This window comes from Blastococcus goldschmidtiae, from assembly GCF_031845325.1.
Classification (GTDB): domain Bacteria; phylum Actinomycetota; class Actinomycetes; order Mycobacteriales; family Geodermatophilaceae; genus Blastococcus; species Blastococcus goldschmidtiae.
In genome coordinates, this window is sequence record NZ_JAVREI010000010.1 from 36980 (window position 1) to 62560 (window position 25581).

General features: G+C 74.0%; 27 protein-coding genes. 8 read left to right on the plus strand and 19 right to left on the minus strand.

All coding sequences use genetic code 11. From position 1 onward, the window contains the following. Nucleotides 1-28 precede the first annotated feature (28 nt). Both RM425_RS14215 and RM425_RS14220 read right to left on the minus strand, forming a co-directional pair. Entirely contained in the window at nucleotides 29-820 is a 792-nt protein-coding gene (locus RM425_RS14215; protein ID WP_311345871.1) for a hypothetical protein, read from the minus strand. Beyond that, nucleotides 817-1740 carry an ABC transporter ATP-binding protein gene (locus RM425_RS14220; RefSeq protein WP_311345872.1) on the minus strand — a complete coding sequence of 308 codons (924 nt, stop codon included), beginning with the start codon at nucleotides 1738-1740 and terminating at the stop codon, nucleotides 817-819. The genes RM425_RS14215 and RM425_RS14220 overlap by 4 nt, the downstream gene beginning before the upstream one ends. 137 nt (nucleotides 1741-1877) lie before the next feature. Here RM425_RS14220 and RM425_RS14225 point away from each other — a divergent pair, with 137 nt between their 5' ends. The 5 genes from RM425_RS14225 to RM425_RS14245 all read left to right on the plus strand — a co-directional run bounded on the left by RM425_RS14225 (nucleotide 1878) and on the right by RM425_RS14245 (nucleotide 5303). Further along, nucleotides 1878-3182 (plus strand): sensor histidine kinase, encoded by a 1305-nt coding sequence (locus RM425_RS14225; RefSeq protein ID WP_311345873.1) that lies wholly within the window; start codon nucleotides 1878-1880, stop codon nucleotides 3180-3182. Nucleotides 3183-3208: 26 nt separating this feature from the next. Continuing rightward, nucleotides 3209-3883, plus strand: coding sequence for a response regulator transcription factor (locus tag RM425_RS14230; protein ID WP_311345874.1), 675 nt, complete (start codon nucleotides 3209-3211; stop codon nucleotides 3881-3883). Between the two features lie 208 nt (nucleotides 3884-4091). After that, nucleotides 4092-4295: a VOC family protein gene (locus RM425_RS14235; RefSeq protein WP_396137052.1), complete on the plus strand. Its 204-nt coding sequence runs from the start codon at nucleotides 4092-4094 to the stop codon at nucleotides 4293-4295. Nucleotides 4296-4345: 50 nt separating this feature from the next. Continuing rightward, nucleotides 4346-4534, plus strand: a complete 189-nt coding sequence (locus tag RM425_RS14240; RefSeq protein ID WP_311345876.1) for a hypothetical protein — start codon at nucleotides 4346-4348, stop codon at nucleotides 4532-4534. A gap of 64 nt (nucleotides 4535-4598) precedes the next feature. After that, nucleotides 4599-5303 carry a M50 family metallopeptidase gene (locus RM425_RS14245; RefSeq protein ID WP_311345877.1) on the plus strand — a complete coding sequence of 235 codons (705 nt, stop codon included), beginning with the start codon at nucleotides 4599-4601 and terminating at the stop codon, nucleotides 5301-5303. A 4-nt stretch (nucleotides 5304-5307) separates the two neighbouring features. Here RM425_RS14245 and RM425_RS14250 read toward each other — a convergent pair whose 3' ends face one another. Together RM425_RS14250 and RM425_RS14255 are read right to left on the minus strand one after the other, a co-directional pair. Continuing rightward, on the minus strand, nucleotides 5308-7707 hold the full coding sequence (locus RM425_RS14250) for a glycoside hydrolase family 65 protein (RefSeq protein WP_311345878.1): 2400 nt from the start codon (nucleotides 7705-7707) through the stop codon (nucleotides 5308-5310). Then, a complete protein-coding gene (locus tag RM425_RS14255) occupies nucleotides 7704-8447 on the minus strand; it encodes an HAD family hydrolase (protein WP_311345879.1) in 744 nt (247 codons plus the stop codon). The genes RM425_RS14250 and RM425_RS14255 overlap by 4 nt, the downstream gene beginning before the upstream one ends. Before the next feature lie 165 nt (nucleotides 8448-8612). Here RM425_RS14255 and RM425_RS14260 point away from each other — a divergent pair, with 165 nt between their 5' ends. Beyond that, nucleotides 8613-9158 (plus strand): YbhB/YbcL family Raf kinase inhibitor-like protein, encoded by a 546-nt coding sequence (locus RM425_RS14260; RefSeq protein WP_311345880.1) that lies wholly within the window; start codon nucleotides 8613-8615, stop codon nucleotides 9156-9158. A 92-nt stretch (nucleotides 9159-9250) separates the two neighbouring features. Here RM425_RS14260 and RM425_RS14265 read toward each other — a convergent pair whose 3' ends face one another. Next, entirely contained in the window at nucleotides 9251-10057 is an 807-nt protein-coding gene (locus RM425_RS14265; protein ID WP_311345881.1) for a GNAT family N-acetyltransferase, read from the minus strand. 123 nt (nucleotides 10058-10180) lie between these two features. On the opposite strand from RM425_RS14265, the gene coaA reads away from it, so the two are divergent. Both coaA and RM425_RS14275 read left to right on the plus strand, forming a co-directional pair. Next, the gene (gene coaA / locus RM425_RS14270; RefSeq protein ID WP_311345882.1) at nucleotides 10181-11134 is read left to right on the plus strand and encodes a type I pantothenate kinase; all 954 of its coding nucleotides are present in this window, start codon (nucleotides 10181-10183) and stop codon (nucleotides 11132-11134) included. A gap of 176 nt (nucleotides 11135-11310) precedes the next feature. Further along, a complete protein-coding gene (locus RM425_RS14275; RefSeq protein WP_311345883.1) occupies nucleotides 11311-11514 on the plus strand; it encodes a DUF5999 family protein in 204 nt (67 codons plus the stop codon). Nucleotides 11515-11535: 21 nt separating this feature from the next. On the opposite strand, the gene RM425_RS14280 is transcribed toward RM425_RS14275, so the two are convergent. From RM425_RS14280 to RM425_RS14345, 14 genes are all read right to left on the minus strand, one after another. Next, nucleotides 11536-12264, minus strand: coding sequence for a class I SAM-dependent methyltransferase (locus RM425_RS14280; protein ID WP_311345884.1), 729 nt, complete (start codon nucleotides 12262-12264; stop codon nucleotides 11536-11538). Between the two features lie 2 nt (nucleotides 12265-12266). Further along, nucleotides 12267-12860 (minus strand): DinB family protein, encoded by a 594-nt coding sequence (locus RM425_RS14285; protein ID WP_311345885.1) that lies wholly within the window; start codon nucleotides 12858-12860, stop codon nucleotides 12267-12269. Nucleotides 12861-12923: 63 nt separating this feature from the next. Then, entirely contained in the window at nucleotides 12924-15965 is a 3042-nt protein-coding gene (gcvP, locus tag RM425_RS14290) for an aminomethyl-transferring glycine dehydrogenase (RefSeq protein ID WP_311345886.1), read from the minus strand. 217 nt (nucleotides 15966-16182) lie between these two features. Further along, nucleotides 16183-16803 (minus strand): aminoglycoside phosphotransferase family protein, encoded by a 621-nt coding sequence (locus RM425_RS14295; protein WP_311345887.1) that lies wholly within the window; start codon nucleotides 16801-16803, stop codon nucleotides 16183-16185. 449 nt (nucleotides 16804-17252) lie between these two features. After that, complete coding sequence (locus tag RM425_RS14300; protein WP_449495089.1) at nucleotides 17253-17822, minus strand: MerR family transcriptional regulator; 570 nt, start codon at nucleotides 17820-17822, stop codon at nucleotides 17253-17255. 232 nt (nucleotides 17823-18054) lie between these two features. Then, nucleotides 18055-18555 carry a bifunctional nuclease family protein gene (locus RM425_RS14305; protein WP_311345888.1) on the minus strand — a complete coding sequence of 167 codons (501 nt, stop codon included), beginning with the start codon at nucleotides 18553-18555 and terminating at the stop codon, nucleotides 18055-18057. 118 nt (nucleotides 18556-18673) lie between these two features. Then, complete coding sequence (gene ftsR, locus RM425_RS14310; RefSeq protein WP_311345889.1) at nucleotides 18674-19411, minus strand: transcriptional regulator FtsR; 738 nt, start codon at nucleotides 19409-19411, stop codon at nucleotides 18674-18676. Between the two features lie 3 nt (nucleotides 19412-19414). Further along, nucleotides 19415-19933, minus strand: a complete 519-nt coding sequence (odhI, locus tag RM425_RS14315) for an oxoglutarate dehydrogenase inhibitor Odhl (protein ID WP_311345890.1) — start codon at nucleotides 19931-19933, stop codon at nucleotides 19415-19417. A gap of 260 nt (nucleotides 19934-20193) precedes the next feature. Continuing rightward, complete coding sequence (gene gcvH / locus RM425_RS14320) at nucleotides 20194-20598, minus strand: glycine cleavage system protein GcvH (protein WP_311345891.1); 405 nt, start codon at nucleotides 20596-20598, stop codon at nucleotides 20194-20196. 95 nt (nucleotides 20599-20693) lie between these two features. Then, nucleotides 20694-21467, minus strand: coding sequence for a DUF881 domain-containing protein (locus RM425_RS14325; protein ID WP_311345892.1), 774 nt, complete (start codon nucleotides 21465-21467; stop codon nucleotides 20694-20696). Then, entirely contained in the window at nucleotides 21464-21796 is a 333-nt protein-coding gene (locus RM425_RS14330; RefSeq protein ID WP_311345893.1) for a small basic family protein, read from the minus strand. The genes RM425_RS14325 and RM425_RS14330 overlap by 4 nt, the downstream gene beginning before the upstream one ends. Nucleotides 21797-21799: 3 nt before the next feature. Then, a complete protein-coding gene (locus tag RM425_RS14335) occupies nucleotides 21800-22711 on the minus strand; it encodes a DUF881 domain-containing protein (protein ID WP_311345894.1) in 912 nt (303 codons plus the stop codon). Continuing rightward, entirely contained in the window at nucleotides 22708-23388 is a 681-nt protein-coding gene (locus RM425_RS14340) for a CDP-alcohol phosphatidyltransferase family protein (protein WP_311345895.1), read from the minus strand. Before RM425_RS14340 ends, RM425_RS14335 begins: the two co-directional genes overlap by 4 nt. A 79-nt stretch (nucleotides 23389-23467) precedes the next feature. Next, nucleotides 23468-25549: an elongation factor G-like protein EF-G2 gene (locus tag RM425_RS14345; RefSeq protein WP_311345896.1), complete on the minus strand. Its 2082-nt coding sequence runs from the start codon at nucleotides 25547-25549 to the stop codon at nucleotides 23468-23470. Nucleotides 25550-25581: the final 32 nt, after the last annotated feature.

The following is a 25581-nucleotide window of genomic DNA, read 5'->3' on the forward strand; positions in this document are numbered from 1 at the left end:
GCCGGTGAGGAGGTAGCGGACCGAGGGGTCAGCCGATCTCGCTCCGCACGATGCGGATCCAGCCGATCACCATGGGCACCAGCCCCCAGGCCGCCACCGACGTCGCGAGCTGGGCCCAGCCCTGCCCGTCGAGGCTGCCCTCGAAGATGGGCGCCATCGTCGACGACAGGTCCAGCCAGTCACGCATCCAGGTGAGCGCGCCCACCACGTTGGCCACGATGGTCACCACCGTCGGGAGCACGAAGTACAGGACGATCGCCAGCGGTGAGTTGAGCAGCAGCATGCCGAAGGCGACACCGATGAGGATCGTCAGCACCTGCATGAGCGCTACCTGGGCCACCTGGCCGGCCGTGATCGTCCAGTCCGACGAGTCGGCCGTCAGCACCGGGCTGAGCAGCGCGGCCGCGGCCGACGCCAGACCGGCCGCCGCCACCCCGAGCAGACCGAGGATCACACCGACGAGCACCTTGGCCGTGAGCACCCGGGAGCGGGCCGGCACGAGAGCGAAGGTCGTCATCGCGGTGCGCTGCGACCACTCGCTGGTCACCAGCAGGATGCCGACGACCGGCAGCAGCAGGTTGACCGGCACCTGGGTGGTCGAGAAGTACGCCGCAAAGGTCTTGTCCGGCTCCTCGGCGAAGAACATCTGCAGCGTCGCCACGGCCACGCAGGCGAGCGCCACGACCAGCAGCAGCCAGAACCCGGCTCGCGTGTCGTAGGCCTTGCGCAGCTCGACGCGGGTCAGCCGCAGCAGGGAGGGCGCCGTGGCGGTCTCCCCCGCCCTCGGTGCCGTGGTCGGGTCGATGGTCGCGGTGCTCATGCCCGGGTCTCCTGCATCTGGGGGGCGGCGGGGGCGCCGCCGGCGGACGGGCCGGTCAGGGACCGGAACAGCTCCTCCAGCCGGTCTCCCCCGGCCGGGCGGAGCTCCAGCAGTGGCACCCCGCCCGTGGCGGCGGCGATGCCGACAGCCTCGGCCGGGCCGTCGGCGATCAGCGCGTCCGCGGGACCGGCGACGACGCCGATGCCCGCCGCCGCCAGCGCGCCGGTGAGGGCCTCGCGGTCGCGGGCCCGCACGACGGTGCCGGTGCTGGCCAGCAGCTGCTCGCTGCTCCCCTGAGCCACGATGCGGCCACCGGCGATCACCACGAGCTGGTCGGCGACCGCCTCGACCTCGCGCAGCAGGTGGGAGGAGAGCAGCACCGTGCCGCCCCGGTCGGCGAAGCCGCGCAGCAGCCCGCGCATCCAGAAGATGCCGTCGGGGTCCAGCCCGTTGGCCGGCTCGTCGAGGACGAGCACCTCGGGGTCGCCGAGCAGCGCCGTGGCCAGGCCGAGTCGTTGCCGCATCCCGAGGGAGTACTTGCCCACCCGCTTGCCGGCCGGCTTGCCGGCGAGGCCGACCAGTTCGAGCATCTCGTCGACGCGCGTGCCGGGCACGCCCATGACGAGAGCCGCGAGGGCGAGGGTCTCCTTCCCGGTCCGGCCCGAGTGCTGGGCGCCGGCGTCGAGCAGCACGCCCACCCGCCGGCCGGCGTTGGGCAGCTCGCGGTAGGGACGCCCGCCGACGGTGGCCATGCCGCTGGTCGGCAGGGTCAGCCCGCACACGGCGCGCAACGTGGTGGACTTCCCGGCCCCGTTGGGCCCGAGGAAGCCGGTCACGGTGCCTGGTGCGCAGGAGAAGGACACGTCGGAGACGGCGAGTTGGGCGCCGTACCGCTTGGTCAGGTGCTCGACGTTGATCACGCGGTCACCCTCTCGCGCCCGCCGGCGTCCGCGCGTCACCCGAACGGCGATTCGGCCCCGACGAAGGTCGATGTCCCCCGCGGTGTCCTAGACCTTCGGCCATGTCCCGGGCGTGCCGGCGTCCGTAGCCTGCGGTGGTGAGCACCGCCCTCCGGCCACCGGCCCGGCCGCATCCGGGCGTCGACCACCCGTCGCTCGTCCCGGCGCTGCTGCTGGCCGACTCCCTCTCCCCCGGGGCGGACGACGACGGGGAGCGCCGGCCGGTGCGCCGGTCGGTCCGCGACTGGTTGGTCGACGTCGCCGTCTTCCTGGTGGCCGTCGGTCTGGGTCTCCTGCTGCTGTTCGAGTCGAGCGCCCGCCCGCAGCCGCCGTCGGACGGTGTCCTGGTCGCCGACCTGGTCCTGGGGCTGATCGGCTGCCTGCTGCTGTGGGGACGACGTCGCCGGCCGGTGGCGGTGGCAGCGGTGCTGGCGCTCGTCGGCGCGTTCTCGGCCACGAGCGGGGTGGCGGTCCTCATCGCCCTGTTCACCGTCGCGGTGCACCGCACCTGGCGCACGGTCCTGGTGCTCGGCGCGGTCAACCTGGTCGCCTTCGTCGTCTACGACCAGCTGCGTCCCGATCCGGATCTGCCCCGGCTGCTGACGCTGGCGCTCGGCGCGGTGCTCACCGCCGCCGTCGTCGCCTGGGGCATGTTCGTGCGCGCCCGCCGGCAGCTGGTCGTCTCGCTGCGCGACCGGGCGGTCCGCGCCGAGAACGAGCAGCGGCTCCGGGTCGACCAGGCACGGCAGCTCGAGCGCACCCGGATCGCCCGGGAGATGCACGACGTGCTGGCCCACCGGCTCTCGCTGCTGAGCATGCACGCCGGCGCGCTGGAGTACCGCCCGGGCGCCGCGCCCGCCGAGATCGCCCAGGCCGCCGGGGTGATCCGGGCCAGCGCCCGTGGTGCGCTGGAGGACCTCCGCGAGGTGATCGGCGTGCTGCGCGACACCGGCGACGGGACGCTGACCGACCGCCCCCAGCCCACGCTGGCCGATCTGACCGCGCTGGTCGAGCAGTCGCGCACCGCCGGCCTGCGGGTGCGCATGGAGTACCGGGTGCCCGACGTCGCCGCCGTGCCCCCGGTCACCGGCCGCACCGTCTACCGGGTCGTGCAGGAGGCGCTGACCAACGTCCGCAAGCACGCCTGGGGCACCGTCGCCTGCGTACGCGTGACGGCCGAACCCGGCTCCGGCATCGAGGTCGAGGTGACCAACCCGGCGCCGCTCGGCACCGACCCCGGCACCCCGCTCCCCGGCTCCCTCCCCGGCTCGGGCACCGGCCTGGTCGGCCTCGTGGAACGCGTCGGCCTGGCCGGCGGCTCGCTCGAGCACGGCTGGACCGACGAGGGCGACTTCCGGCTGCGCGCCCGGCTGCCCTGGCCGCAGGCGCCGGTGCCGGAGTGAGCGGTGCCGGAGTGAGCGGTGCCGCGGTGAGCGGTCCGGTCCGCGTCCTCGTCGTCGACGACGACCCGCTGGTACGGGCGGCCCTGGCCATGGTGCTCGGCGGGTCCGGTGACTGCGTGCTGGTCGGTGAGGCCACCGACGGCGGCGAGGTGCCGGCCGCCGTCGCCGAGCACACCCCGGACGTCGTCCTCATGGACATCCGCATGCCGCACGTCGACGGGCTGACCGCCACCGAGCGGCTGCGCGCACGTGCCGGCGGGCCCGAGGTCATCGTGCTCACCACCTTCGACGCCGACGCCTCGGTGCTGCGTGCCCTGCGGGCCGGTGCCAGCGGGTTCCTGCTCAAGGACACCCCGCCGGCCGCCATCGTCGACGCCGTGCGCCGGGTGGCCGTGGGTGAGCCGATGCTCTCCCCCACCGTGACCCGCCAACTGATGGCGCACGTCGCCGAGGCCGACGGGTCGGCAGCCGGTCCCGACGTCCGGCGGGCCGCCGCGCTGGGATCGCTGGACCGGCTGAGCGAGCGGGAGCGCGAAGTGGCCCTGGCCGTGGGCCGGGGGCTGTCCAACGCCCAGATCGCCGCCGAGGCCTACATGAGCGTCGCGTCGGTGAAGGCGCACGTCTCCCGGCTGCTCACCAAGCTCGAGGCAGCCAACCGGGTGCAGGTCGCCCTGGTCGTGCACGACGCCGGCCTGGCCTGAGCACCGATGAGTCCCCGGCGCCGGCAGCGTCCCTCGTAGGACACCGCGCTGACCTCCGGAGGACCGATGGCCCGGACCGTGCGCCCGATCGTCGTCACCGGCGACATCGATCGGCTGGAGCGCTTCTACACGCGCCTGTCCGTCGAGGTCGTCGAACGCCGGCCCGACGTTCTACCTCGGCCTGCAGATCGGCGACTCCCCGCTGGGCCTGGTCGCGAGCGACGACGTCGCTCCCGAGGCCCCCGGCCGGGCCCTGAGCATCGAGGTGCCCGACGTCGACGCCGCCCTGGCGCGGGTGGTCCCCCTGGGCGGTGAGGCCACGTCCGGGGCGAACGACATGCCCTGGGGCCAGCGCGTGGCCCACGTGCGCGATCCCGACGGGAACGCGGTGAACCTGACCCAGCAGCTTTGAGGTGTCCCCTCGCGGGTAGCCGCCCGGGAACGACGACCGCAGGAGGAACCGTGGCCGACCCACGCCCCGACACCGACGAGCGCGCCGAGCCGGGCGGCTCCCCCACGCACGGCCAGGACGACCTGATCCGCAAACCGATCACGCCCGGCGCCGACGACGGACCCGCGGCCGTGCCCGGCGCCTACGAGGCCGACGAGGCCGATCGCGAGCGCGGCAAGGCGGTCAAGCCGGGCAACTGACCGGCGGAGGCGCACCGGCGCTGCCTGGACGGCGCCCCCAGGTCCGTGCGGTTGACTGCCCCGCGTGGACGCAGTCGGCCTGTTCTGGGACCGGGTCAGCGCTCCCGCCCCCGACCTCTCCCCCGCCGTTCTGCTGGGCACCGCTGCCGTCGCGGCCGTGCTGGTCTGCTACACCCCGTTGTGGCGGCGGACCCGGCACGCGGTGACCATCGCGCACGAGGGCGCTCACGGTGTCGTCGCGCTCGCGGTGGGGCGGCGGCTGTCCGGCATCCGGCTGCACTCCGACACCTCGGGGGTCACCGTCTCGTCCGGGCGGCCGACCGGCGCAGGCATGGTGCTCACCTGCGCCGCCGGCTACACCGGTCCCGCTCTGTTCGGGCTGGGCGCGGCCGCCCTGCTGGCGGCCGGCCACGCGGTGGGGCTGCTCTGGGCGCTGGTCGCGCTCCTGGGGCTGCTCCTGGTGCAGATCCGCAACTGGTACGGCCTCTGGTCGGTGCTGGTCAGCGGCGGCCTGGTGCTGGCGGCCACCTGGTGGCTGCCGCCGGAGGCCCAGGCTGCCTTCGCCGCCGTCACCACCTGGTTCCTGCTGCTGGCGGCGCCGCGCGCCGTGCTCGAGCTGCAGCGCGCCCGCCGCCGGCGGCAGGCGGCGGACTCCGACGCCGACCAGCTGGCCCGGCTGACCCGGATCCCCGGTGTGGTCTGGGTCGGGCTCTTCCTCGTCGTCGACGTCGGGGCGCTGCTGCTCGGGGGCAGCTGGCTGCTGGCTTGACGGCTCAGCCGTGCTCGTCCACCGTCCGGTGGTCGCGCGGCGGCGTGCCGGAGCGGACCCGGCGGCGGGGTTCGCAGCCCGGCGGCTGGGTCACCGGCTCGACCTGGGGCGCCGGCGGGATGTCCATCACCAGGTCGTCGTGGTCGACGATCACCTGCCGGCCGTGGTGGCGGATCTCCAGCGGGTCGCCGTCGACCAGCCGGTACGTGGCCTGCCGCTGGGTCATCGACACGACCAGCCTGCGCCCCCGGTAGACCACCCGGAACCGCATCCGGGTGAGCCGGGACGGCAGCCGCGGAGCGAAGGTCAGCTCCCCGTCGTGGTCGCGCAACCCGCCGAACCCCGCGACCGCGACCGTCCAGCCGCCGGCCAGCGAGGCGATGTGCAGCCCGTGCCCGGAGTTGTGGTGCAGGTTCTGCAGGTCGGTGAGCGCCGCCTCGGCCCAGTAGTCGTAGGCCAGGTCGAGGTGCCCGGTCTCGGCGGCGACGACGCCCTGCTCGCTGGCCGACAGCGACGAGTCCCGCGTGGTGCGCGCCTCGTAGTAGGCGAAGTTCGCGATCTTCTCCTCGAGGGTGAACGCGTCACCGCGCAGGTGCAGCGCCATCACGAGGTCGGCCTGCTTGACCACCTGCTTCCGGTAGAGCTCGAAGTAGGGGTAGTGCAGCAGCAGCGGGTAGTGGTCGGCGGGCGTGCCGGCGAAGTCCCACTCCTCGTGGTGGGTGAACCCGTCGGACTGCATGTGCACGCCGTGCTGGGTGTCGTAGGGCACCGCCATGAGCGCCGCCGCCCGCAGCCACAGCTCCACCTCGTCGTCCGCCACGCCGAGCCGGCCCGCCACCGTGGGCTGCCGGGTCACCGCCCGCGCCCCCTCCCGCAGGTTGCGCTGGGCCATGAGATTGGTGAAGACGTTGTTGTCCACGACCGCGGTGTACTCGTCCGGCCCGGTCACGCCGTCGATGCGGAAGCCGTGCTCGTCGTCGAAGTGCCCCAGCGAGGCCCAGAGCCGCGCGGTCTCGATGAGCAGCTCGGCGCCGAAGTCGCGGTCGAAGTGTTCGTCCAGGGTCGCGTTGTAGTACCGGACGACGGCGTCGGCGATGTCGGCGTTGATGTGGAAGGCCGCCGTCCCGGCCGGCCAGTACCCCGAGGTCTCCTCGCCCCGGATGGTCCGCCACGGGAACACCGCGCCGCGCAGCCCCAGCACACGGGCCCGCTCGCGGGCCAGCTCCAGGATGGAGTGCCGCCAGCGCAGGGCGTCGCGGGCGGCCTCCGGCGCGGTGTAGGTCAGCACCGGGAGCACGTAGGTCTCGGTGTCCCAGAAGGCGTGCCCGTCGTACCCGGGGCCGGTCAGCCCCTTGGCCGCGATGGGCTGGCGTTCACCGCGCAGCCCGGCCTGCAGGACGTGGAACATGCCCACCCGCACGGCCTGCTGCAGCTCGTCGTCGCCCTCGATCTCGACGTCGGCCTCGTCCCAGTGCCGGTCGAGCAGTTCCCGCTGCTCGCGCATGAGCCGGTCGAACCCGGCCAGCTTGGCGGTGGCCAGCGCGGCCTCGACCTGGTCGCGCAGGGCCGCGGCGGAGCGGCGGGAGGACCAGCCGTAGGCCAGGAACTTGACCAGCTTGAGCGACCCGCCGGGCGGGATGCGCGCGGCCAGCGTGTACCGGGCGAGGTCGCCGTTGGCCAGGATGTCCTCGGTGCTGGTGTCGGGGATGTCGACGACGTGGTCCATGCCGGCCGCGATCCGCAGCCGGCTGCGAGCGGTCCGGTGCACCAGGACGGCCCGCCGGCCGCGTCCGGCGGAGAACTCCGCCTCCAGCGGGCGGTCGAGGGACGCCGCCGCCCGCGGGTCGTCGCTGCCGGTGGCGTTGGTCTCGTTGGCCAGCAGGTCGGACTGCAGCGCCACGTAGAGGTCGCCGAGGTCGTCGATGACCTCGACCTGGTACTCGATCGCGGCGATGGACCGGCGGGCGAGGGAGACCAGCCGGGTGCTGGTCACCCGGACGCTGCGGCCGCCCGGGGAGCGCCACTCGGTGATCCGCCGCAGCACCCCGGCCCGCAGGTCCAGGGTGCGCCGGTGCCCGATGATCTCCCCGTAGTTGAGGTCCAGCGGGGAGTCCCTGACCAGCAGCCGGATCAGCTTGCCGTCGGTCACGTTGACGACCGTCTGCCCCTGCTCGGGATAGCCGTAGCCGGCCTCGGCGTAGGGCAGCGGCCGCTCCTCGAAGAAGCCGTTGAGGTACGTGCCGGGGACGACGACGGGCTCACCCTCGTCGAAGGACCCGCGCATGCCGATGTGCCCGTTGGCGAGTGCGAACACCGACTCGTGCACGCCCAGCGAGGCGTGGTCCAGCCCCACCTCGGTCAGCGACCACGGCTCGATCGGGAAGGTGGCCCGACCCTCGGTCATGCCCGGTCCCCCAGCAGGTCGGCGAGGTCGGTCACGACCACGTCGGCTCCTGCGGCGGCCAGTCCCTCGGCCTGCCCCACCCGGTCGACGCCGACGACGTAGCCGAACTCCCCGGCGCGGCCGGCCGCCACCCCGGACAGCGCGTCCTCGAACACGACGGCATGGGCGGGGTCGACGCCCAGCAGCCGGGCCCCGGCCAGGAAGGTGTCCGGTGCGGGCTTGCCGCGCAGCCCCTCGCGGGCGGCGACGACGCCGTCCACCCGGGCGTCGATGAGGTCGGCGAACCCGCCGACGGCGATGACCTGCTCACCGTTGGCCGACGCCGTCACCACCGCGGTGGGCAGCCCGGCCTCCTTGACCGCGCGGAGGTACCGGACCGAGCCCGGGTAGACCTCCACGCCGTGCTCGTCCAGCTCGCGCAGGACCAGCACGTTCTTGCGCGCGGCGATGCCCTGCACCGTCGCGGTGTCGGGCGCGTCGTCGGCCGCCCCCTCGGGCAGGGTGATGCCGCGGCTGGCGAGGAAGTCGCGGACCCCGTCGGCGCGTGGCTTGCCGTCGACGTGGCGGTTGTAGTCGTCCTGGTCGAACGGCCGCTGCGCGGGATCGGCGGCCTGCAGGTACTCGTCGAAGGTGCGTTTCCAGGCGGCCATGTGCACGGTGGCGGTGCGGGTCAGCACACCGTCGAGGTCGAAGAGGCAGGCGCGGACGGACTCGGGCAGCCCCAGGCCGGATTCATGCACGGCCAGGACGCTACCGGCGCGGAGGTTCCGGCACCGTCTCGACGGCGGGACGCTCGCGTTCCGTTCCCGCGCGACCACGCCCGTCCGACGCGCGCGGCGCCCCTCCGCTGCCTAGGGTCGCCACGAGGACGCGTCCCCGTCCGACCCGCCGTCGAGAGGACCGACATGGCCGACCGGCCCACCCCGCCGAACCCCTACGACTTCCTGCCCCAGGTCCCGTCCTTCACGGTGACCAGCACCGACGTGTCCGACGGCGCGACCCTGCCGATGCCGCACGTCAGCGGGGTGATGGGCGCCGGGGGCGAGGACCGGTCGCCGCAGCTGTCGTGGTCGGGCCTTCCCGAGGGCACCCGCAGCTTCGCCGTCACCGTCTACGACCCCGACGCGCCCACGGCCAGCGGGTTCTGGCACTGGGCCGTGGCCAACATCCCGGCGTCGGTGACGGAGCTGCCGGCCGACGCGGGCAACAAGGACACGCCCCGGCTGCCCGACGGCGCGCTGCAGCTGCGCAACGACGGGGGCTTCGCCGGGTACGTGGGTGCCGCTCCCCCGGCGGGCCACGGGCCGCACCGCTACTTCGTCGTCGTGCACGCGGTGGACACCGAGACGCTCGACGTCGACGGCGACACCACACCGGCCGTGCTCGGCTTCAACCTGTTCTTCCACACGCTGGCCCGGGCGACGCTGGTCGTCACCTACGAGCAGCAGTAGAAGGACCCCGTCCTCCGCACCCCTCGCGCGCTCGGGGCGAGCCTCCGGACGGGGCCGGGAACTCTACGCAGCTGTCGGGCAGGTCCTGCGGTCTACGGCGGCCCGGCCACGCCGACCCGCGCGAGCCAGGCGAAGCCGATCCGTTCGTAGACGCGGGCCACGTCGTCGTCGCCGGCGGCCAGGAAGACCAGGTCGGCCGTCTCGCGCGCGTGGGCGACCAGCGCGGAGGCGATGCCGGCGCCCAGCCCGCGGCCACGCAGCCGGGGCGCGGTCGCCAGACCCAGGATCTCGCTGACCACCGTGCCGTCGATGTCCACGGGCTGGTGCAGCCCGACGGCCACCGGTTCACCGCGTTCGATGGCCACCATCATCACGGTCGCACCGGTCGCGATGCGCTCGCGCAGCGCCGCCGTCTCCGCGGCGTCGCGGCGCTCCGGCTCCGGCCGGGTGGCCTGCACGTCGGCGGGGCCACCGGGGTGGGCGAACGCGACCGCGGACACCGCCTGGTAGTGCGGCAGCTCCGGGTCCTCGGCGCCCACGACGTAGAGCCGCACCCCGGCGGGGAACAACAGCTCGACCGGTTCATCGGCCACCAGCAGCGGCAGCTCGTCCACCTCGAGGCCTGCCGCACGGGCCGAGGCCGCCACCTCGGGGGTGCACTCTGGGATCCACTCCAGCGCGACGGGCAGTCCCGCGGCCCGCTGCAGGTCGGCGGCGGCCCGGACGTCGGCGACGGTGACCCGCGACTCCGTGCCGCGCGTGGGGCGAGCGGGATAGGGCCACGAGGGGTCACCGACCGGGACGTCGAGGGCGCCGGTCTGCTCGACCCGCGCGTCCGCGAGCGGGGCGGCGGCGTAGTACCGCTCGATGCACTCGAGCAGTCCCGGGCGGGCTGACACAGGGCGAACCCTAGACCGGCCCGGTCCCGGTGGACGGTTGCCGGAGCCCCCCGGGCGCGCTTCCCTACCCGCACGGGTGACCCGCGCGCAGGGCTCCGGGGTGCCGGACGGCACGATGGGGGCGTGACGGCAGGGACTCGCGGCTCCATCTCGCCCTACGCGGTCTTCGACCGCGCCTCGTGGCGAGCGCTCGCCGCCGGCTCCCAACTCCCCCTGGACGAGGCGGACCTGGCGTCGCTGGCCTCGCTGGGCGACCGCATCGACCTCGACGAGGTGGCGACGGTCTACCTGCCGCTCGCGCAGCTGCTGGGCCTGCACGTCTCCGCCAGCCGGCGCCTCTGGGCCGCGCAGAGCGAGTTCCTGGGCGACTCGACGGCGAAGGTGCCCTTCGTCATCGCCGTCGCCGGCAGCGTCGCCGTCGGCAAGAGCACCACCGCGCGGCTGCTCCAGACGCTGCTGGCCGCCAGTCCCGGCTCGCCCCGCGTCGACCTGGTGACCACCGACGGCTTCCTCATGCCCAACGCCGCGCTGGAGGCACGGGGCCTCATGGGGCGGAAGGGCTTCCCCGAGAGCTACGACCGCCGGGCCCTGCTGCGCTTCCTCGCCGACGTGAAGAGCGGCCGCGAGGAGGTCTTCGCCCCGGTGTACGACCACCAGTCCTACGACATCGTGCCGGGGCTGCAGCAGGCGGTGGACCGTCCCGACATCCTGGTGGTCGAGGGCCTCAACGTGCTGCAGGCGGGACGCCGCTCCGACGGCACCGCCCCGGAGGTGTTCGCCTCGGACTTCTTCGACTTCTCGGTCTACGTCGATGCCTCGGAGAGCGACATCCAGAGCTGGTACGTGGAGCGCTTCCTGGCGCTGCGCCGCACGGCGTTCGCCGACTCCTCCGCCTTCTTCCACCGCTTCGCCGCCCTGACCGACGAGCAGGCCCGGGACACCGCCCTGGGCATCTGGTCAGCGGTCAACGCGCCGAACCTCCGCTCGAACATCGCGCCGACGAGGTCGCGCGCCCGGCTCGTGCTGCAGAAGGCGGCCGACCACTCGGTACGCCGGATCCTGCTCCGCAAGCTCTGATCCGCCGGGCCGGTAACAGCGGGCCTCTTGGCAACATCGCACCACTCGACGGGATGATCTGGTGACCTGGATCACTTCTCGTCCTGTGCTGCCATGCGCACACTGGACCCGTCCGGTGATGGACCATTCACCCTCAGCTACAAGGGCCCTCCGGGGCCCGGACGGACGGAACCGCCATGTGCTCCCACGTAACCCCGTGCCCCGACGCCACCAGCGAGGCGCGTGACCTCGCCGCCGTCGTCCGCAGCCACCCCGAGCAGGGCTGGAGCCTGCTGTGCAACGGCGTCGTCCTCTTCGACGACGACGGCGAGCTGCTTCCCGACGGACGCGCCATCGCCCACCCGCACACCTGGCTGACCGCCGAGCTCGTCAGCGCCTGAGGACGGTCCCGCGGCCCGGCATCAGCCGGGCCGGCGGGCGAGGAACACCCACTCGGCTCCCGGTCGGTCGGCGGCGTCGCGCACGTCGTCGACGGCGAAGCCCGCAGCGGCCAGCGAGCCGGTGAGCTCCTCCCGGCTGCGGAACCGCAGCGTCGAGTCCGAGGTCAGTTCCGCGCGATCGTGCCCGAAGCGGAACGTCCAGCGGAACGACACCAGCGCATCCCGCACGGCGGTGACCTCCACCCACGTCTCCACCGGCCCGGCACCCGGGACCACGGCACGGCCGGACGACCGCTCGCGGGTCCAGTCCAGCCAGGCCTGCCGCTCCGGTCGGCGGCTCTCGAACAGGAGGTGTCCGCCGGGGCGCAGCGCGCTCCGGGCGGCCTGCAGCGTCGCCGCCCACTCCTGGTCCGTGAGGAACACCTGGGCCACGTTCGCCGTCATGGTCACGACATCGACCTGCAGCGGTGGCAGCGACCGCACGTCGCCGTGCAGCCAGGTCACCTCCTCCGCGTGCGGCTTCCGGCGGGCGACGTCCAGGGATGCCGCCGCGGGGTCGATGCCGACCACCTGCACCCCGCGGGCGGCGAGCAGGCAGGCGAAGGTGCCGGTGCCGCAGCCGATGTCGAGCACCGATCGGACACCGTGCTCGGCGGCGAGCGCAAGATAGGGCTCCAGGTCGTCCCGCTCGCCGTCGAAGGTGTCGTAGAGCGCCGCCAGCCGGGGATCGGCGAAGATCGCGTCCGCCACCGCTACGACACGCGGTCCCCAGCGGCGCGCGCCGCGGTCTCGAGCCGTTCCCGGTACTCCTGCCACCAGGCGGCGTCGTGCTCGGGCAGGTTGTCGCCGACGGACTGGTTGCCGACCGACCCGTCGACCAGCTCCCGGACGATGTCGGCGTGGCCGGCGTGCCGGTGGGTCTCGGCGATGACGTGCACGAGGACGCGGTGCAGTGACACCTGCGGGTCGGACCACCACGGCACCGTGCCGACGGCGTCGAGCGGCAGCTCCGCCACCGTCGCATCGGCCACCGCCCACGCCCGCCGGTAGAGCGCGACGACGTCGGCCCGCGTCTCCTCCGCCGTGGCCCACATGTCGGCGTTGTCCTCGGTGTCCTCGGCCACCCAGGCCTCGGCCTCGGGCGCGGGAGGCCCGAAGACGGGGCCGAAGTAGCCCATCTCCACGTACGCCAGGTGCTTGAGCAGGCCGAGCAGGTTGGTGCCCGTCGGCGTCAGGGGGCGACGGAGGTCGTACTCCGACAGCCCGTCGAGCTTGAACATCAGGATCTGCCGGCCCTCCCGCAGGTAGTCCAGCAGGTCGGCCTTGCCGTCGTCTCCAGCGGTCACGGGCGACACCCTGGCACGCGGGTACGACGGCGTCGACCGGGTTGTCCCGGCCTTCTCGGCGGGTCAGGCCGAGGCGCCCACCACGTCGGCCGTCGTCCCCAGGTCGTCGGGCGCCCCGGCCGAGCGCTCGGGGGTCGCGCCGTCGACCGGCGGCGCGTGCTCACCGAAGTCGTGCTCGGCGAACGCCTCCGGCGGCGGGCAGGCGCAAACCAGGTTGCGGTCGCCGTAGGCCTGGTCGATCCGCCGGACGGGGCTCAGGTAGCTCCGCCCCTGCAGGCCGCGGACCGGATAGATGGCGGTGGTCCGCGGATAGGGCCGCTGCCACTCCCCCGCCAGCATGGCCAGCGTGTGCGGGGCGTTGCGCAACGGGTTGTCGGTGCGGTCGTACTCGCCGGTGGCGACCTTCTCGATCTCGGCGCGGATGGTCACCATCGCCTCGACGAAGCGGTCCAGCTCGCCCTTGTCCTCGCTCTCGGTCGGCTCCACCATCAGCGTGCCGGCGACCGGGAAGCTCATCGTCGGGGCGTGGAAGCCGAAGTCGATGAGCCGCTTGGCGATGTCGTCGTTGGTGATGCCGGTGGCCTTGGTGAGCGGCCGGATGTCCAGGATGCACTCATGGGCGACCATGCCGTCCGCGCCGGTGTAGAGCACCGGGAAGTGCTCGCGCAGCCGGGTGGCCAGGTAGTTCGCCCCGAGGATCGCGTGCTCGGTGGCCCGGGTCAGGCCGTCGGGCCCCATGAGCCGGACGTAGGCCCAGGAGATGGGCAGGATGCCGGCCGAGCCGAACGGCGCACCGGAGACGGCGGGCCCGGAGGCACCGGTGTCGACCAGCGGGTGGCCCGGCAGGAAGGGCACCAGGTGCTCGGCGACGCCGATCGGCCCGACACCGGGCCCGCCGCCGCCGTGCGGGATGCAGAAGGTCTTGTGCAGGTTGAGGTGGCTGACGTCGGAGCCGAACCGGCCCGGGCGGGCCAGGCCCACCAGGGCGTTGAGGTTGGCCCCGTCGACGTAGACCTGACCGCCGGCGTCGTGCACCGCGGCGCAGATCTCGCGCACCTCGGTCTCGTAGACGCCGTGGGTCGAGGGGTAGGTCAGCATGATCGCGGCCAGCCGCTCGGCGTGCTGCTCCACCTTGGCGCGCAGGTCGGCGAGGTCGACGTTGCCGGCCTCGTCGCAGGCCACCACGACGACCCGCATGCCGGCCATGACGGCGCTGGCGGCGTTGGTGCCGTGCGCCGAACTCGGGATCAGGCAGACGTCCCGGTTCTCGTCCCCGCGGGAGCGGTGGTAGCCGCGGATGGCCAGCAGCCCGGCGAACTCGCCCTGCGAGCCGGCGTTCGGCTGCACGCTCACGGCGGCGTAGCCGGTCACCTCGGCCAGCCAGCCACACAGCTCGTCGATGAGCCGGGTGTAGCCGCGGGCCTGCTCGGCCGGCGCGAAGGGGTGCAGCCCGGCGAACTCCGGCCAGGTGATGGCGGCCATCTCGGTCGCCGAGTTGAGCTTCATCGTGCACGAGCCCAGCGGGATCATCGTGCGGTCCAGCGCTAGGTCCTTGTCGCTGAGCATGCGCAGGTAGCGCAGCATCGCGGTCTCGGACCGGTGCGCGGAGAAGACGGGGTGGGTCAGGTAGGCGGTCCGCCTGCGCAGGTCGGCCGGGAGCGCGTCGCCGCCGTCCTGGGCCAGCGCCGCGTCGTCGAGGGGAACGCCGAAGGACTCGGCGACCGCGCGCAGGACCGCCGGGGTGGTGGTCTCGTCGCAGGCGACCGCCACCGTGTCGGTGTCGACCAGGCGCAGGTTGATCTTCCGCTGCGCGGCCGCGGCGACCACCTCTGCCGCCCGGCCGGGGACGGGAACGGTCAGGGTGTCGAAGAAGTGCTCGTGCGCCGGCGCCAGGCCGCCGGCGCGTAGCGCGGTGGCGAGCGCGTGCGCGCTGCGGTGCACGCGGGCCGCGATCGCGGCCAGGCCCTCCGGCCCGTGGTAGACGGCGTAGGCGCCGGCCATCACGGCGAGCAGCACCTGGGCGGTGCAGATGTTGCTGGTCGCCTTCTCGCGGCGGATGTGCTGCTCGCGGGTCTGCAGCGCCAGCCGGTAGGCGACGTCGCCGTCGGCGTCGACGGAGACCCCGACCAGCCGGCCGGGCAGCTGGCGGGCCAGCCCCTCGCGGACGGACAGGTAGCCCGCGTGCGGTCCGCCGTAGCCCATGGGGACGCCGAAGCGCTGGGTGGTGCCGCAGGCGACGTCGGCGCCCCACTCCCCCGGTGCCTCCAGCAGGGTGAGCGCCAGCAGGTCGGCGGCGACGACGACCGCGGCGCCGGCCTCGTGGGCGGCCGCGGCCAGGGCGCGGTGGTCCCGGACGGCGCCGCTGGCCCCCGGGTAGGACAGCAGCACGCCGAAGGCGCCGGCCTCGGGCAGGTCGGTGGGCCAGCCCTGGGACAGGTCGGTGACGTGCAGGCCGATGCCCAGTGGCTCGGCGCGGGTCTCGAGCACCGCGAGCGTCTGGGGCAGCGTGTCGGCGTCGACGACGAAGACCGCGTCGGGCTTGGCCCTCCCCGCCCGGCGGACCAGCGTCATGGCCTCGGCCGCGGCGGTCGCCTCGTCGAGCATGGAGGCGCCGGCGACGTCGAGGCCGGTGAGGTCGGCGACCATCGTCTGGAAGTTGATCAGCGCCTCGAGCCGGCCCTGGCTGATCTCGGGCTGGTAGGGCGTGTAGGCGGTGTACCAGGCCGGGTTCTCCAGCACGGTCCGCTGGATGACCGTCGGGGTGACGGTGCCGTAGTAGCCCAGGCCGATCATCGAGGTGTGCACGTCGTTCTCGGCGGCCCGCTCGCGGAGCTCGGCCAGCACGGCCGCCTCGTCCGCGGCCGGCGGGAGCGCCAGCGGCGTCCGGTCCCGCACCTTCTCGGGCACGCAGGCGTCGGCCAGCGACTCGAGGCTGGGATGGCCCACCGCCTCCAGCATCGCGGCGGTCTCGTCGCCCCGCGGGCCGATGTGCCGCCCGGCGAAGGACCCGGCGGGGTCCAGTGAGTTCAGCGACGGGAGCGGTCCGGTCAGCGGCGGAAGCGCTCCGCCCTCGGTTCCAGCGACGGTCTCAGCACGGTCTGCCACTGGCGGAACGCTACCAGCGGGAGCGACAGAGCCACGGGGCCGGAACAGACGTCCCACAGCTCCCTCGGAGCAGGGCCCGGCGGCTCCCCGAGGGTGATCCGGAGATGGGCTCAGCGCAGCAGGTGGAACGGCTCGCACCGTGCCGAACGATGTCAGACCGGCCTGCCCGGCACTCCGGGGAGGCCGGATCCCCACCAGGCGGAGCGGTGGCGGTCGGCTACTGGCTCTCGGACAACAGCGCCTGCAGCTGTGCCCGGCCCTCGGCAGCGAAGGGCTGGTCGTCGTGCTCGGTTGCCCAGGCGATCGTGCTCACCGCTGCTCTGGCGCAGTAGGCGCGCAGGAGATGGCGGGTGCGGTCGTCCAGCGACCGCCCGTACCCGGCCAAGAACGCCTCCTGGAGATCAGGGCGGCCACTCCACTCCCGGCCCCGGAGTCGCTGCAGGTCCACCCACCACGGCTCGACGTCGCAGGCCCCGAAGTCGATGAGGCGGACGTGCCCCTCCTCGTCGACCACCCAGTTGCGCGCGGAGTTGTCCCGGTGAGCGGCAACTCCCTCCACGGGCCCGAGGTCGGTGACGGTCGCCGCGATCGCCCTCGCCCGGCTGAGATCCTCATCGTCGACCAGCGCTGCCGCGCGTACGGCCCAGGCGTCGAAGCCGGCCAGCAGCTGCTGCGCGTAGTCCGGCAGGGGCCGCGGCGTCACGCTCTCGTGCAGCCGGCGCACGAGCCGCCCGGCGCGCTCGTGGATCGCCGGCTGCCCGGACCACCGCGAGCTGCTGGCCAGGGTGCCAGGTAGGAACGTCAACACCAGGCTCTGCGCGGCCTCATCGAGGTCCACCAGCTGTGAGGCGTCTCCCCCGAGGGGCGGGGTGAACTCCCGGAGCGCCCGGACCTCACGGGCGAACGTGCGAGGTGACCGCACCCATTTGACCACCAGATCTTCGAAGCCCGTGCGCACCCGAGCCACGCGCGACTCGCCGTGGGGCCATGTCCATTCCTCGACCAGTTCGACCCGTCCGTACCGGTCAGTGGCCATCTGGAGGAGCTGGGACACCCCTGGTTCGGAGGGAGACACCGCGCAAATCTAGCCGCCACCGACCGACCCAGCGGTCATCAGCAGCGTCGGGCGGCACCTCGGTCATGTACCGAGGTCGATGAACGCAGACCGAGTTCCTCGCCTCCGAGCCCGACCTCGCGCGAGGACCCGGAGCGGGCGTGCTGTGCCCGGCCCACAGGAGACCAGGTGGGCGACCACGGCGCTGCGAGTGTCGTCCGGAGGACGACGGATCACATGGCGCGGCGGCGGCGGCGCATCGCGAGTTCGTCGTCGGCGGCGGCCATCGGCGCGCCGTCGAGACGCTCGGCGGGGAGCTCGGCCAGCTCACCGGAGAGCTCGCGCAGTGCGCCGGAGACGGCGATGCCGAAGACGCCCTGACCGCCGGCCAGCAGATCGACGACCTCTTCGGCGGAGGTGCACTCGTAGACGGTGGCGCCGTCGGAGAACAGCGTGACGTTGGCGAGGTCCTTGATGCCACGGTTGCGCAGGTGGTCGACGGCCTTGCGGATGTTCTGCAGGGAGACGCCGGTGTCCAGCAGCCGCTTGACGACCTTGAGGACGAGGATGTCGCGGAACGAGTACAGCCGCTGCGTCCCCGAGCCGGTGGCGCTGCGGACCGACGGGGCGACGAGCCCGGTGCGGGCCCAGTAGTCGAGCTGCCGGTAGGTGATGCCCGCAGCGGCACAGGCGGTCGGGCCGCGGTAGCCCACGAGGTCGGTGTCCACCTCGTCGTACGCGGGAGCCCCGACTGCGGCGTCGCTGAAGAGCTGACCCTGGGAGCCCTTGTCCTGGTCGCTCACGTCGGCGTCCTCCTCTGTCCCGGTCCGTTCGCACGGACCGGGTCGACGGCTTGCCACTCCTGTGCGCCGGGTCTGGATCGCGCCCGGTGACCTCAGGTGTCACACCGTTGTTGTTCGCCGACCGTAAGCCGGGCCCGGGGGCCGGTCAACTGAGCGGGGCGGCGTGTCGCCACGCTCATCATTTCGAGTGGAGCGCCGCGGGGGGCTGCCGATGTTGTCGGGATGGGCCCGCTCAGGCGGGGCCGCCGGACCCTCCGCCGGATCCCGAGCCGGCGCCGAAGTCCTCCGGGGAGATCTGGTCGAGGAACTCGCGGAACTTCTCGACCTCGTCCTCCTGCTCGTCGGGGATCTCGATGCCCACCTCGTCGAGCAGCTCCTCGGAGCCGAAGATCGGTGCCCCGGTCCGCACGGCCAGGGCTACGGCGTCCGAGGGGCGGGCGCTGACCACGCGCTCCTCGCCGAGGACGAGCTCGGCGATGTAGATGCCGTCCCGCATCTCGGTGATGTGCACCGCCTCGAGCTCGGCGCCGAGGGCGGTGATGACCTCGCGGAGCAGGTCGTGGGTCATGGGCCGCGCCGGCCGGACGCCCTGCTGCTCGAACGCGATCGCCGCGGCCTCGACCGCGCCGATCCAGATCGGGAGGTAGCGCTCCCCCTGCGTCTCCTTGAGCAGCAGGATCGGCTGGTTCCCGGGCAGCTCGACGCGGACGCCGACGACTCGAAGCTCCTGCACGGTACGGCTCCCTCGGCTGCGTGCCCGGACGGACCGGCGACGTCGGCCGGTTGCGGGCGGTGTGTGGCGGAAAGGGGTCGGCGGTCGGGACAGCGACGCCGTCCACGGTACGCCGGAGTCAGGGGCGCAGGAGATCCCGGAGCCGTGCCTCCAGCAGCGCGGTGTGCAGCTGCGCGGACAACCCGGCCAGCTCCCGGAGTTTCTCGGTGGCCCGCGCCCGGGCCTCCTCGGACCGCGCGCGCAGGACCGGAGCGACGAGCTGCTCCACCAGCCCGGCCTCGCGCTCCACCCCGCTGCGGTAGACCCGCAGGTGGCGGGGCTCGATGCCGTGCCGGGCGAGGCCGGCGGCGGCCCGGGCGATGGCGAGGTCTGCCACCGGGTGGCGGCCGTCGGCGTCGGTCGCCAGGAGGCCGAACTGCACGCAGTCGGCGAGCTGCTCGGGCTCCAGCCCGGCGGCCCGCGCGAACTGGTCCGGTGTCAGGGGTGCCGCCTCGCCGCTCCCGTCGCCCGGTGCGGGCGGGGGCACGGTCGCCGGCGCGGCGGTACCGGGAATCGGCTCACCGCGGTCCAACGCCTCGAGGTGGTCCTTGATGACCCGCAGCGGCAGGTAGTGGTCGCGCTGGGCGCTCAGCACGTACCGCAGCCGGCTGACGTCGGCCCGGGAGAACTTGCGGTACCCCGACGGCGTGCGCTGCGGGTGCACCAGGTCCTCGGACTCGAGGTAGCGGATCTTGCTGATCGTCACGTCGGGGAAGTCGTCGCGCAGCACCGCGAGCACCTCACCGATGGTGAGGCGTGGTGTGTGCTGGTCGCCGGCGTCCCCGGGCGCGTTCTCGCGCTCGGGCACTGCCGTCATGCCCTAGCGAGCAGCCGGCTCGCCGGTACGCGGACCGGTCAGGTAGACGAGGCGGAACTTGCCGATCTGCACCTCGTCGCCGCCGGCCAGGTTGGCGACGTCGACCGGCTCGCGGTTGACGTAGGTGCCGTTCAGGCTGCCGACGTCGTGCACCGAGAAGCCGCCACCCTCCCGGTGGAACTCGACGTGCCGGCGGCTCACGGTGACGTCGTCGAGGAAGATGTCGCTGTCGGGGTGGCGCCCGGCGGTCGTGACGTCCTGGTCGAGCAGGAACCGGCTGCCCGCGTTCGGGCCTCGCTTCACGACGAGCAGCGCGGACCCTGCGGGCAGGGACTCGACGGCGCCGGCGTGCGCGTCGGCGGGCGACTCGGTGGTCTCCGGCTGCTCGCCGGAGTCCTCTCCCCCGACCTTGGGGATCACGCTGGTCGACTCGCCGATGCGCTCAGGGGGGAGCGCCGAGCCGCACTGCGCGCAGAAGCGACTGCCCTCGGGGTTCTCGTGTCCACATCGAGTGCAGTGCACGTTGCGTCTCCTCCGGTACGAGGGGCGTCGCCGCGGGCCTGGACAGGCCGCGGGCGGCCGGCGGTCGACGGGCCGGCTGGCCCGCCGTGTGTCGGCCACCGCGGATGCGGCGGGCCGTGGTCATGGAACCAGCGGTCGACCCGGGGGTCAACCGCACGTGCGGGGTCGGGGTGGGGAGCTGCGCGGCTGGTCACCGGCGGTTCCGTGCCCCGTCGCGATCATAGTGAGCGGCGGGCGCTCCGGCCCCGCAGGCGGGGCCGTCAGGACCCGTCCACGAGGGCCTGGTAGGCGTCGGCGTCCAGCAGTGCACCGATCGGGTCGCCCCCTTCGCCCGGCACGCTGATGTCCACCAGCCAGCCCGATCCGTACGGATCGGCGTTGACGGTCTCCGGGGCGTCGGTCAGCGCCTCGTTGACGGCGGCCACGACGCCGGCGACGGGCGCGTAGACGTCGGAGACCGACTTCGTGGACTCGACCTCGCCGATCGGCGTACCCGGGGTCACCTCGTCGCCCACGGCGGGCAGCTGCACGAAGACGATGTCCCCCAGTGCGTCCTGGGCGTGGTCGGTGATGCCGACGCGGACGACCGTCGACGTGCCGTCGGTGCCCTGCACCAGTGCCCACTCGTGCTGGTCGGTGTATCGGCGGTCGTCAGGCGTGTTCATGCGGCAAGTCTCCATGGTGGGGTGGTCGCGTACCGGCCCCGGTGCAGGGTCCCGCCGCGAGCGGAGCGAGGGGTGGGAGGAACCGGGGTCCTTCTTCAGTCGTCCTCCGGATCAGCGTATTGAGCCTCCGGGAGCAGTCGCAACGCGTCGACGACGAGCTCCGGCACCTGCTCGATCGTCACCGACCCGCCGCGGCTCCCGATGTTCTGCACCACTCCCCCGGGGATGTTCAGCGCCGTCTCCATGTCCTGCGGGGAGCCGAGCACGAGTACCTCGTAGGGAGCGGTGATCGGCCGGCCGTCCATCATCAGCGCACCCGCAGTGCCGGTGACCGCGGTGGTCAGGCCCACGCGGACGCCGTCGATCTGCATCGTCTCGGCCCCGGCGCCGCGGAGCTCCTGGATCACGTCGACCAGGTCGGTGACCCGCACCGCGTCGTCCGGGTCCCGGAGCGTCATGCGCAGCCCCGGCCCCAGCGCGGGATCGGTGCCGTTGAGCACGCCGAGAGACGCCGCCCGGCTGCGCGCCTCCTCCAGCGCCGAGGCGGTCTCGCTGTCCGAGCTGGTGAGCTGCCGCAACGCCCTGCGCTCGTCCGCGATCAGCTCCCGCAGGCGGACGCCCCGCGAGTTGACCTCGTCGACGATGCGCACGAGGTCCTCCTCCCGGGCACCGGCGAGCAGCTGTTCGTCGTCGGAGTTGCGGACCTGGACGGTGAAGGCGAAGCCGAGGAGCAGCGTGAGGACCCCGATCAGGACGGCGGCCCGCAGGTCGCGGCGACGGCCCGGCGCCGGTTCCGCACCGGCCGGATCCTCCGGCGCCGCGGCCTGCCCCGCCGGCGACGGGGTGCCAGGCGTCGGGTCGGTGGTCATGCCCGGAAGACGTGCCGCCGGATGGCCGCGGCGTTACCGAAGATCCGGATGCCGAGCACGACCACGACGGCGGTGGACAGCTGGGCGCCCACGCCGAGCTGGTCCCCGAGGAAGACGATGAGCGCCGCCACGACGACGTTGGAGACGAAGGAGATGACGAAGACCTTGGCGTCGAAGATGCCGTCGAGCCGCGCGCGGAGACCGCCGAAGACCGCGTCCAGCGCCGCCACGACCGCGATCGGGAGGTAGGGCTGCAGCCACAGCGGCACGGTGGGGTCGACCAGCAGGCCGAGCAGGACGCCGGCCACGAGGCCGAGGATCGGGATCACGGGTCAGTCTCCGGTCGCGGGGTCGGTCGGCGGGGTGCGGGGCTCGTCGGGCACCGGCCGCGCCCACCGCAGTTCGGGGGTGCTGGCGGCGGGCAGGCGCAGGTCGTCCTCGCGGCCGAAGTCGAAGCCGAGCCCGAACGACTCCTCGACGAGGGCGAGTGCAGCCACCTCCGGGCTGGCGAGGAATCCGCTGCGCAGGGTCTCGGGGTCGCCGATCGCGCTGATCTCGTAGGGGTTGCTCACCGGGCGGAAGTCGACGAGCACCGCCTCGCCGGCGAACCGGATGGCGCTGGTGGGGCCCAGCCGCTGGCCGTTGATGCTGATCGCCTCGGCTCCGGCCGCCCAGAGCGCGTTGACCACCAGCTGGAGGTCGCCGTCCCGGACCCGGCCGCGGACGTCGGCCTCGGTGGCACCACCGACGGGGTCGTCGTCGGCGTCGGACCCGGCGTTGGCGAGGGTGACCAGCAGGCCCGGGCCGCTGACCGGCACCGCCGCCGCGCCGGCCTCGGCGCGGGCGAGCTCGTCGAGCGCGCGCTGACCCGTGGCCGACGACGCCAGCAGCTCGTCGCGGGCACGGCCGACCTCCGCACGCAGCTGCTCCAGCTCGGTGGCGAGCTCGTCACTGGCGTCGGACCCGGCACGGATGTCGTCGACGAGGGTGGCGCGGATCTCCTGCCGGCCCTGCACCCGGGCGGCGGCCTGGTCGTAGGTGACCGCGGCGAGGACGCCGGCCACCACCATGGTCAGTGCCACCAGCACCGCGCCGCGCCACCGGGGTGCGGCGGTGGCCGGGTCGGTCGCCGTCCGGGCCTCGGCGGCCTGGGCGTAGGCGGGGTCCAGCGTCTCGGCCAGCACGTCGTCCAGCAGCGAGGCACCCAGGGAGCGCTGGCCGCCGCCCGGTGGCTGCGCGGTCACGGCACCGCGCCCGCGGGAGCGGCCCGCTCGGCGCGCACGATCCCGATGACCTGCACGACGTAGAAGACGCCGGCCAGCAGGTAGAGGGCGGTGCCCCAGATGGTGAACGCCCAGGCGAAGGGCTCGATGACCGTGGGCAGCCAGCCGCTGCCGTCGGCGAGCAGCAGGCCGGGGAAGGCGTAGAGGAGCAGGAAGGTCGCGGCCTTGCCGAGGTAGTGCACCTGCAGCGGCGGATAGCCGTACCGGCGCAGCACGAGCAGCCCGACGCCGAGGACGAGCTCGCGGCCCAGGAGCAGCGCGACCATCCAGACCGGCGCGATGCCGCGCAGCGCGAGGGCGACCAGCGTGCAGACGATGTAGAGCCGGTCGGCCGCCGGGTCCAGCAGGGCGCCGAGGCGGCTGCTCTGGTCCAGCCAGCGGGCGAGCTTGCCGTCGGCCCAGTCGGTGATGCCCGAGATCATCAGGACGATCACCGCCCAGCCGTCGGCCTCCGGCCCCAGCAGCAGCCAGAGGAACAGCGGCACGCCCAGCAGGCGCAGGACCGACAGGGCGTTGGGCAGCGTCCACACGCGGTCGGGCAGGTCGTCCCGCCCGACGGGGACGGTGCCGTGCGGCGCCGTCGACTCGGCCGATGGCCCGCTCGACGACGTCACGATCCCCTCCAGCCCGCTGATCACCCTGCGCAGAGGCTAGTAGAAGGACCCCGTGCCCCCCGCCACTCGCCCGCTCGCGGCGGGTCCCTGCACGGGGCCGGGTTCAGGCGGGCACCGACAGCGACGCGGGAGCGGGCTCGTGGCCCAGGGGACGCCGGTCGAAGGAGCCGGTGCCGTGGCTGATCGAGCGCAGCGCCCCGGGGTACCCGAGCAGCTCCACCTCGGGGACCTCCGCGCGGACCGTCGCCCGGTCCGCGGCCGGATCGGTGTCGCTGCCGGTGACCCGTGCCCGGCGGGCGGACAGGTCGCTCATGACCGCTCCGACGTACTCCCCCGGGACCTGCACCGCCACCTCGCACCACGGCTCCAGCAGCCGGGTGCCGGCCGCCGCGGCGAGCTCGCGGAGGGCCAGCGCGCCGGCCGCCTGGAAGGCCGCGTCCGAGGAGTCCACCGAGTGCGCCTTGCCGTCGACCAGGGTGACCCGGACGTCCACGACGGAGCGGTCCGCGCCCAGGCCGCGCTCGGCCTGCGCCCGGATGCCCTTCTCCACGCTCCCGTGGAACTGACCGGGCACCGTCCCGCCGACGATGCGCTGCTCGAAGACGATCCCGCTGCCCGGCGGCCCCGGCTGCCCCTCGACGACGACCACGGCGTACTGCCCGTGCCCGCCGGACTGCTTCACGTGCCGCGCCGTCACCCGCGCCGGCCCGGCCAGCGTCTCCACGAGGGCCACCCGCACCGGGACGGTGATGACGGAGACGCCGTGCCGGCTGCGCAGCCGCTCCAGCAGCACCTCGGCGTGCGCCTCACCGACGCACCACAGCAGCAGTTGCCCCGTCTCGGGCCGGCGCTCCAGGCGGACCGTCGGGTCCTCGGCGACCAGCCGCGCCAGGGCAGTGGCCAGGCGGTCCTCGTCCCCGCGCGAGGCGGCCTCCACGGCCACCGGCAGCTGCGGCGTGGGCAGTTCCCACGGCGGGACGAGCAGCGGGTCCTCCGGGCAGGACAGCGTGTCCCCGGTCTCGGCGCTGGTGAGCCGGGCGATCGCGCAGACGTCGCCTGCGGGGCAGGCGGGGACGAGCCGCAGCGACGATCCCAGGGGCGAGCTGACCGCACCGATGCGCTCGTCGACGTCGTGGTCGGGGTGCCCGCGGTCGGCCATGCCGTGCCCGGAGACGTGGACCGCCATGTCCGGGCGCAGCGTGCCGGAGAAGACCCGCACGAGCGAGACCCGGCCGACGTAGGGATCGGTCGTCGTCTTCACCACCTCGGCGACCAGCGGTCCGTCCGGATCGCAGGACACCGCCGGTGCCGGCGCGCCGTCCGGCCGGGTCACGGGCGGGCAGCCGTGCTCGCTCGGGCACGGGAAGCCGGAGACGACGAGTTCGAGGAGAGCGGCGACGCCGATGCCGGCCGGCGGCGCGGCGCACAGCACCGGGTGGAAGTGACCCCGGGCGACGGCGGTCTCGAGATCGGCGATCAGGTCCGACTGCACGAGCTGGTCACCGGCGAGGTAGCGCTCCATGAGCACCTCGTCCTCGCTCTCGCCGATGATCCCCTCGATCAGCTCGGCACGGAGGCGACCGGCATCCTGCGGGCCCGCCGGTCCGCTCGCCGCGTCGGGATCGAGCAGGGAGACGAGGTCGCGCACCGAGCCATCGGCGGCCCGGTCGACCAGGTGCACGGGGAAGACGCCCTCCCCCAGCAGCGTCTGGCACAAGTGCACCGCCTCGTCGACGTCGGCCTGCGGCCGGTCGATCTGGGTCAGCACCACCGCACGCGGCAGGCCGACCGCGGCGCACTCCTGCCACAGCGCCACCGTGGTGGCGTCCACCCCGTTGACGGCCGAGACGACGAACAGCGCGGCATCCGCCGCCCGGAGCCCGGCGCGCAGCTCCCCCACGAAGTCCGGCGCCCCCGGGGTGTCCAGGAGGGTGATCCGGTGCCCGGCGTGCTCGACGGTCGCGACGCCCAGCGACACCGACCGCCGCTGCCGGATCTCGACGTCCTCGGTGTCCAGGCAGGTCGTGCCGTCCTCCACCCGGCCGGCCCGGGGCAGCGCCCCGGTGGCCACCAGCAGCGCCTCGGCCAGGGTCGTCTTGCCCGCACCGGTGTGACCCACGAGCGCGACGTTGCGCACCTGCTCGGCCGGCCGCGGCGCGGGCGCCGCCGGGATGTCCTTCGCCATGCGCCCGGCTCAGCTCTGCGCGCTTGCGGCGC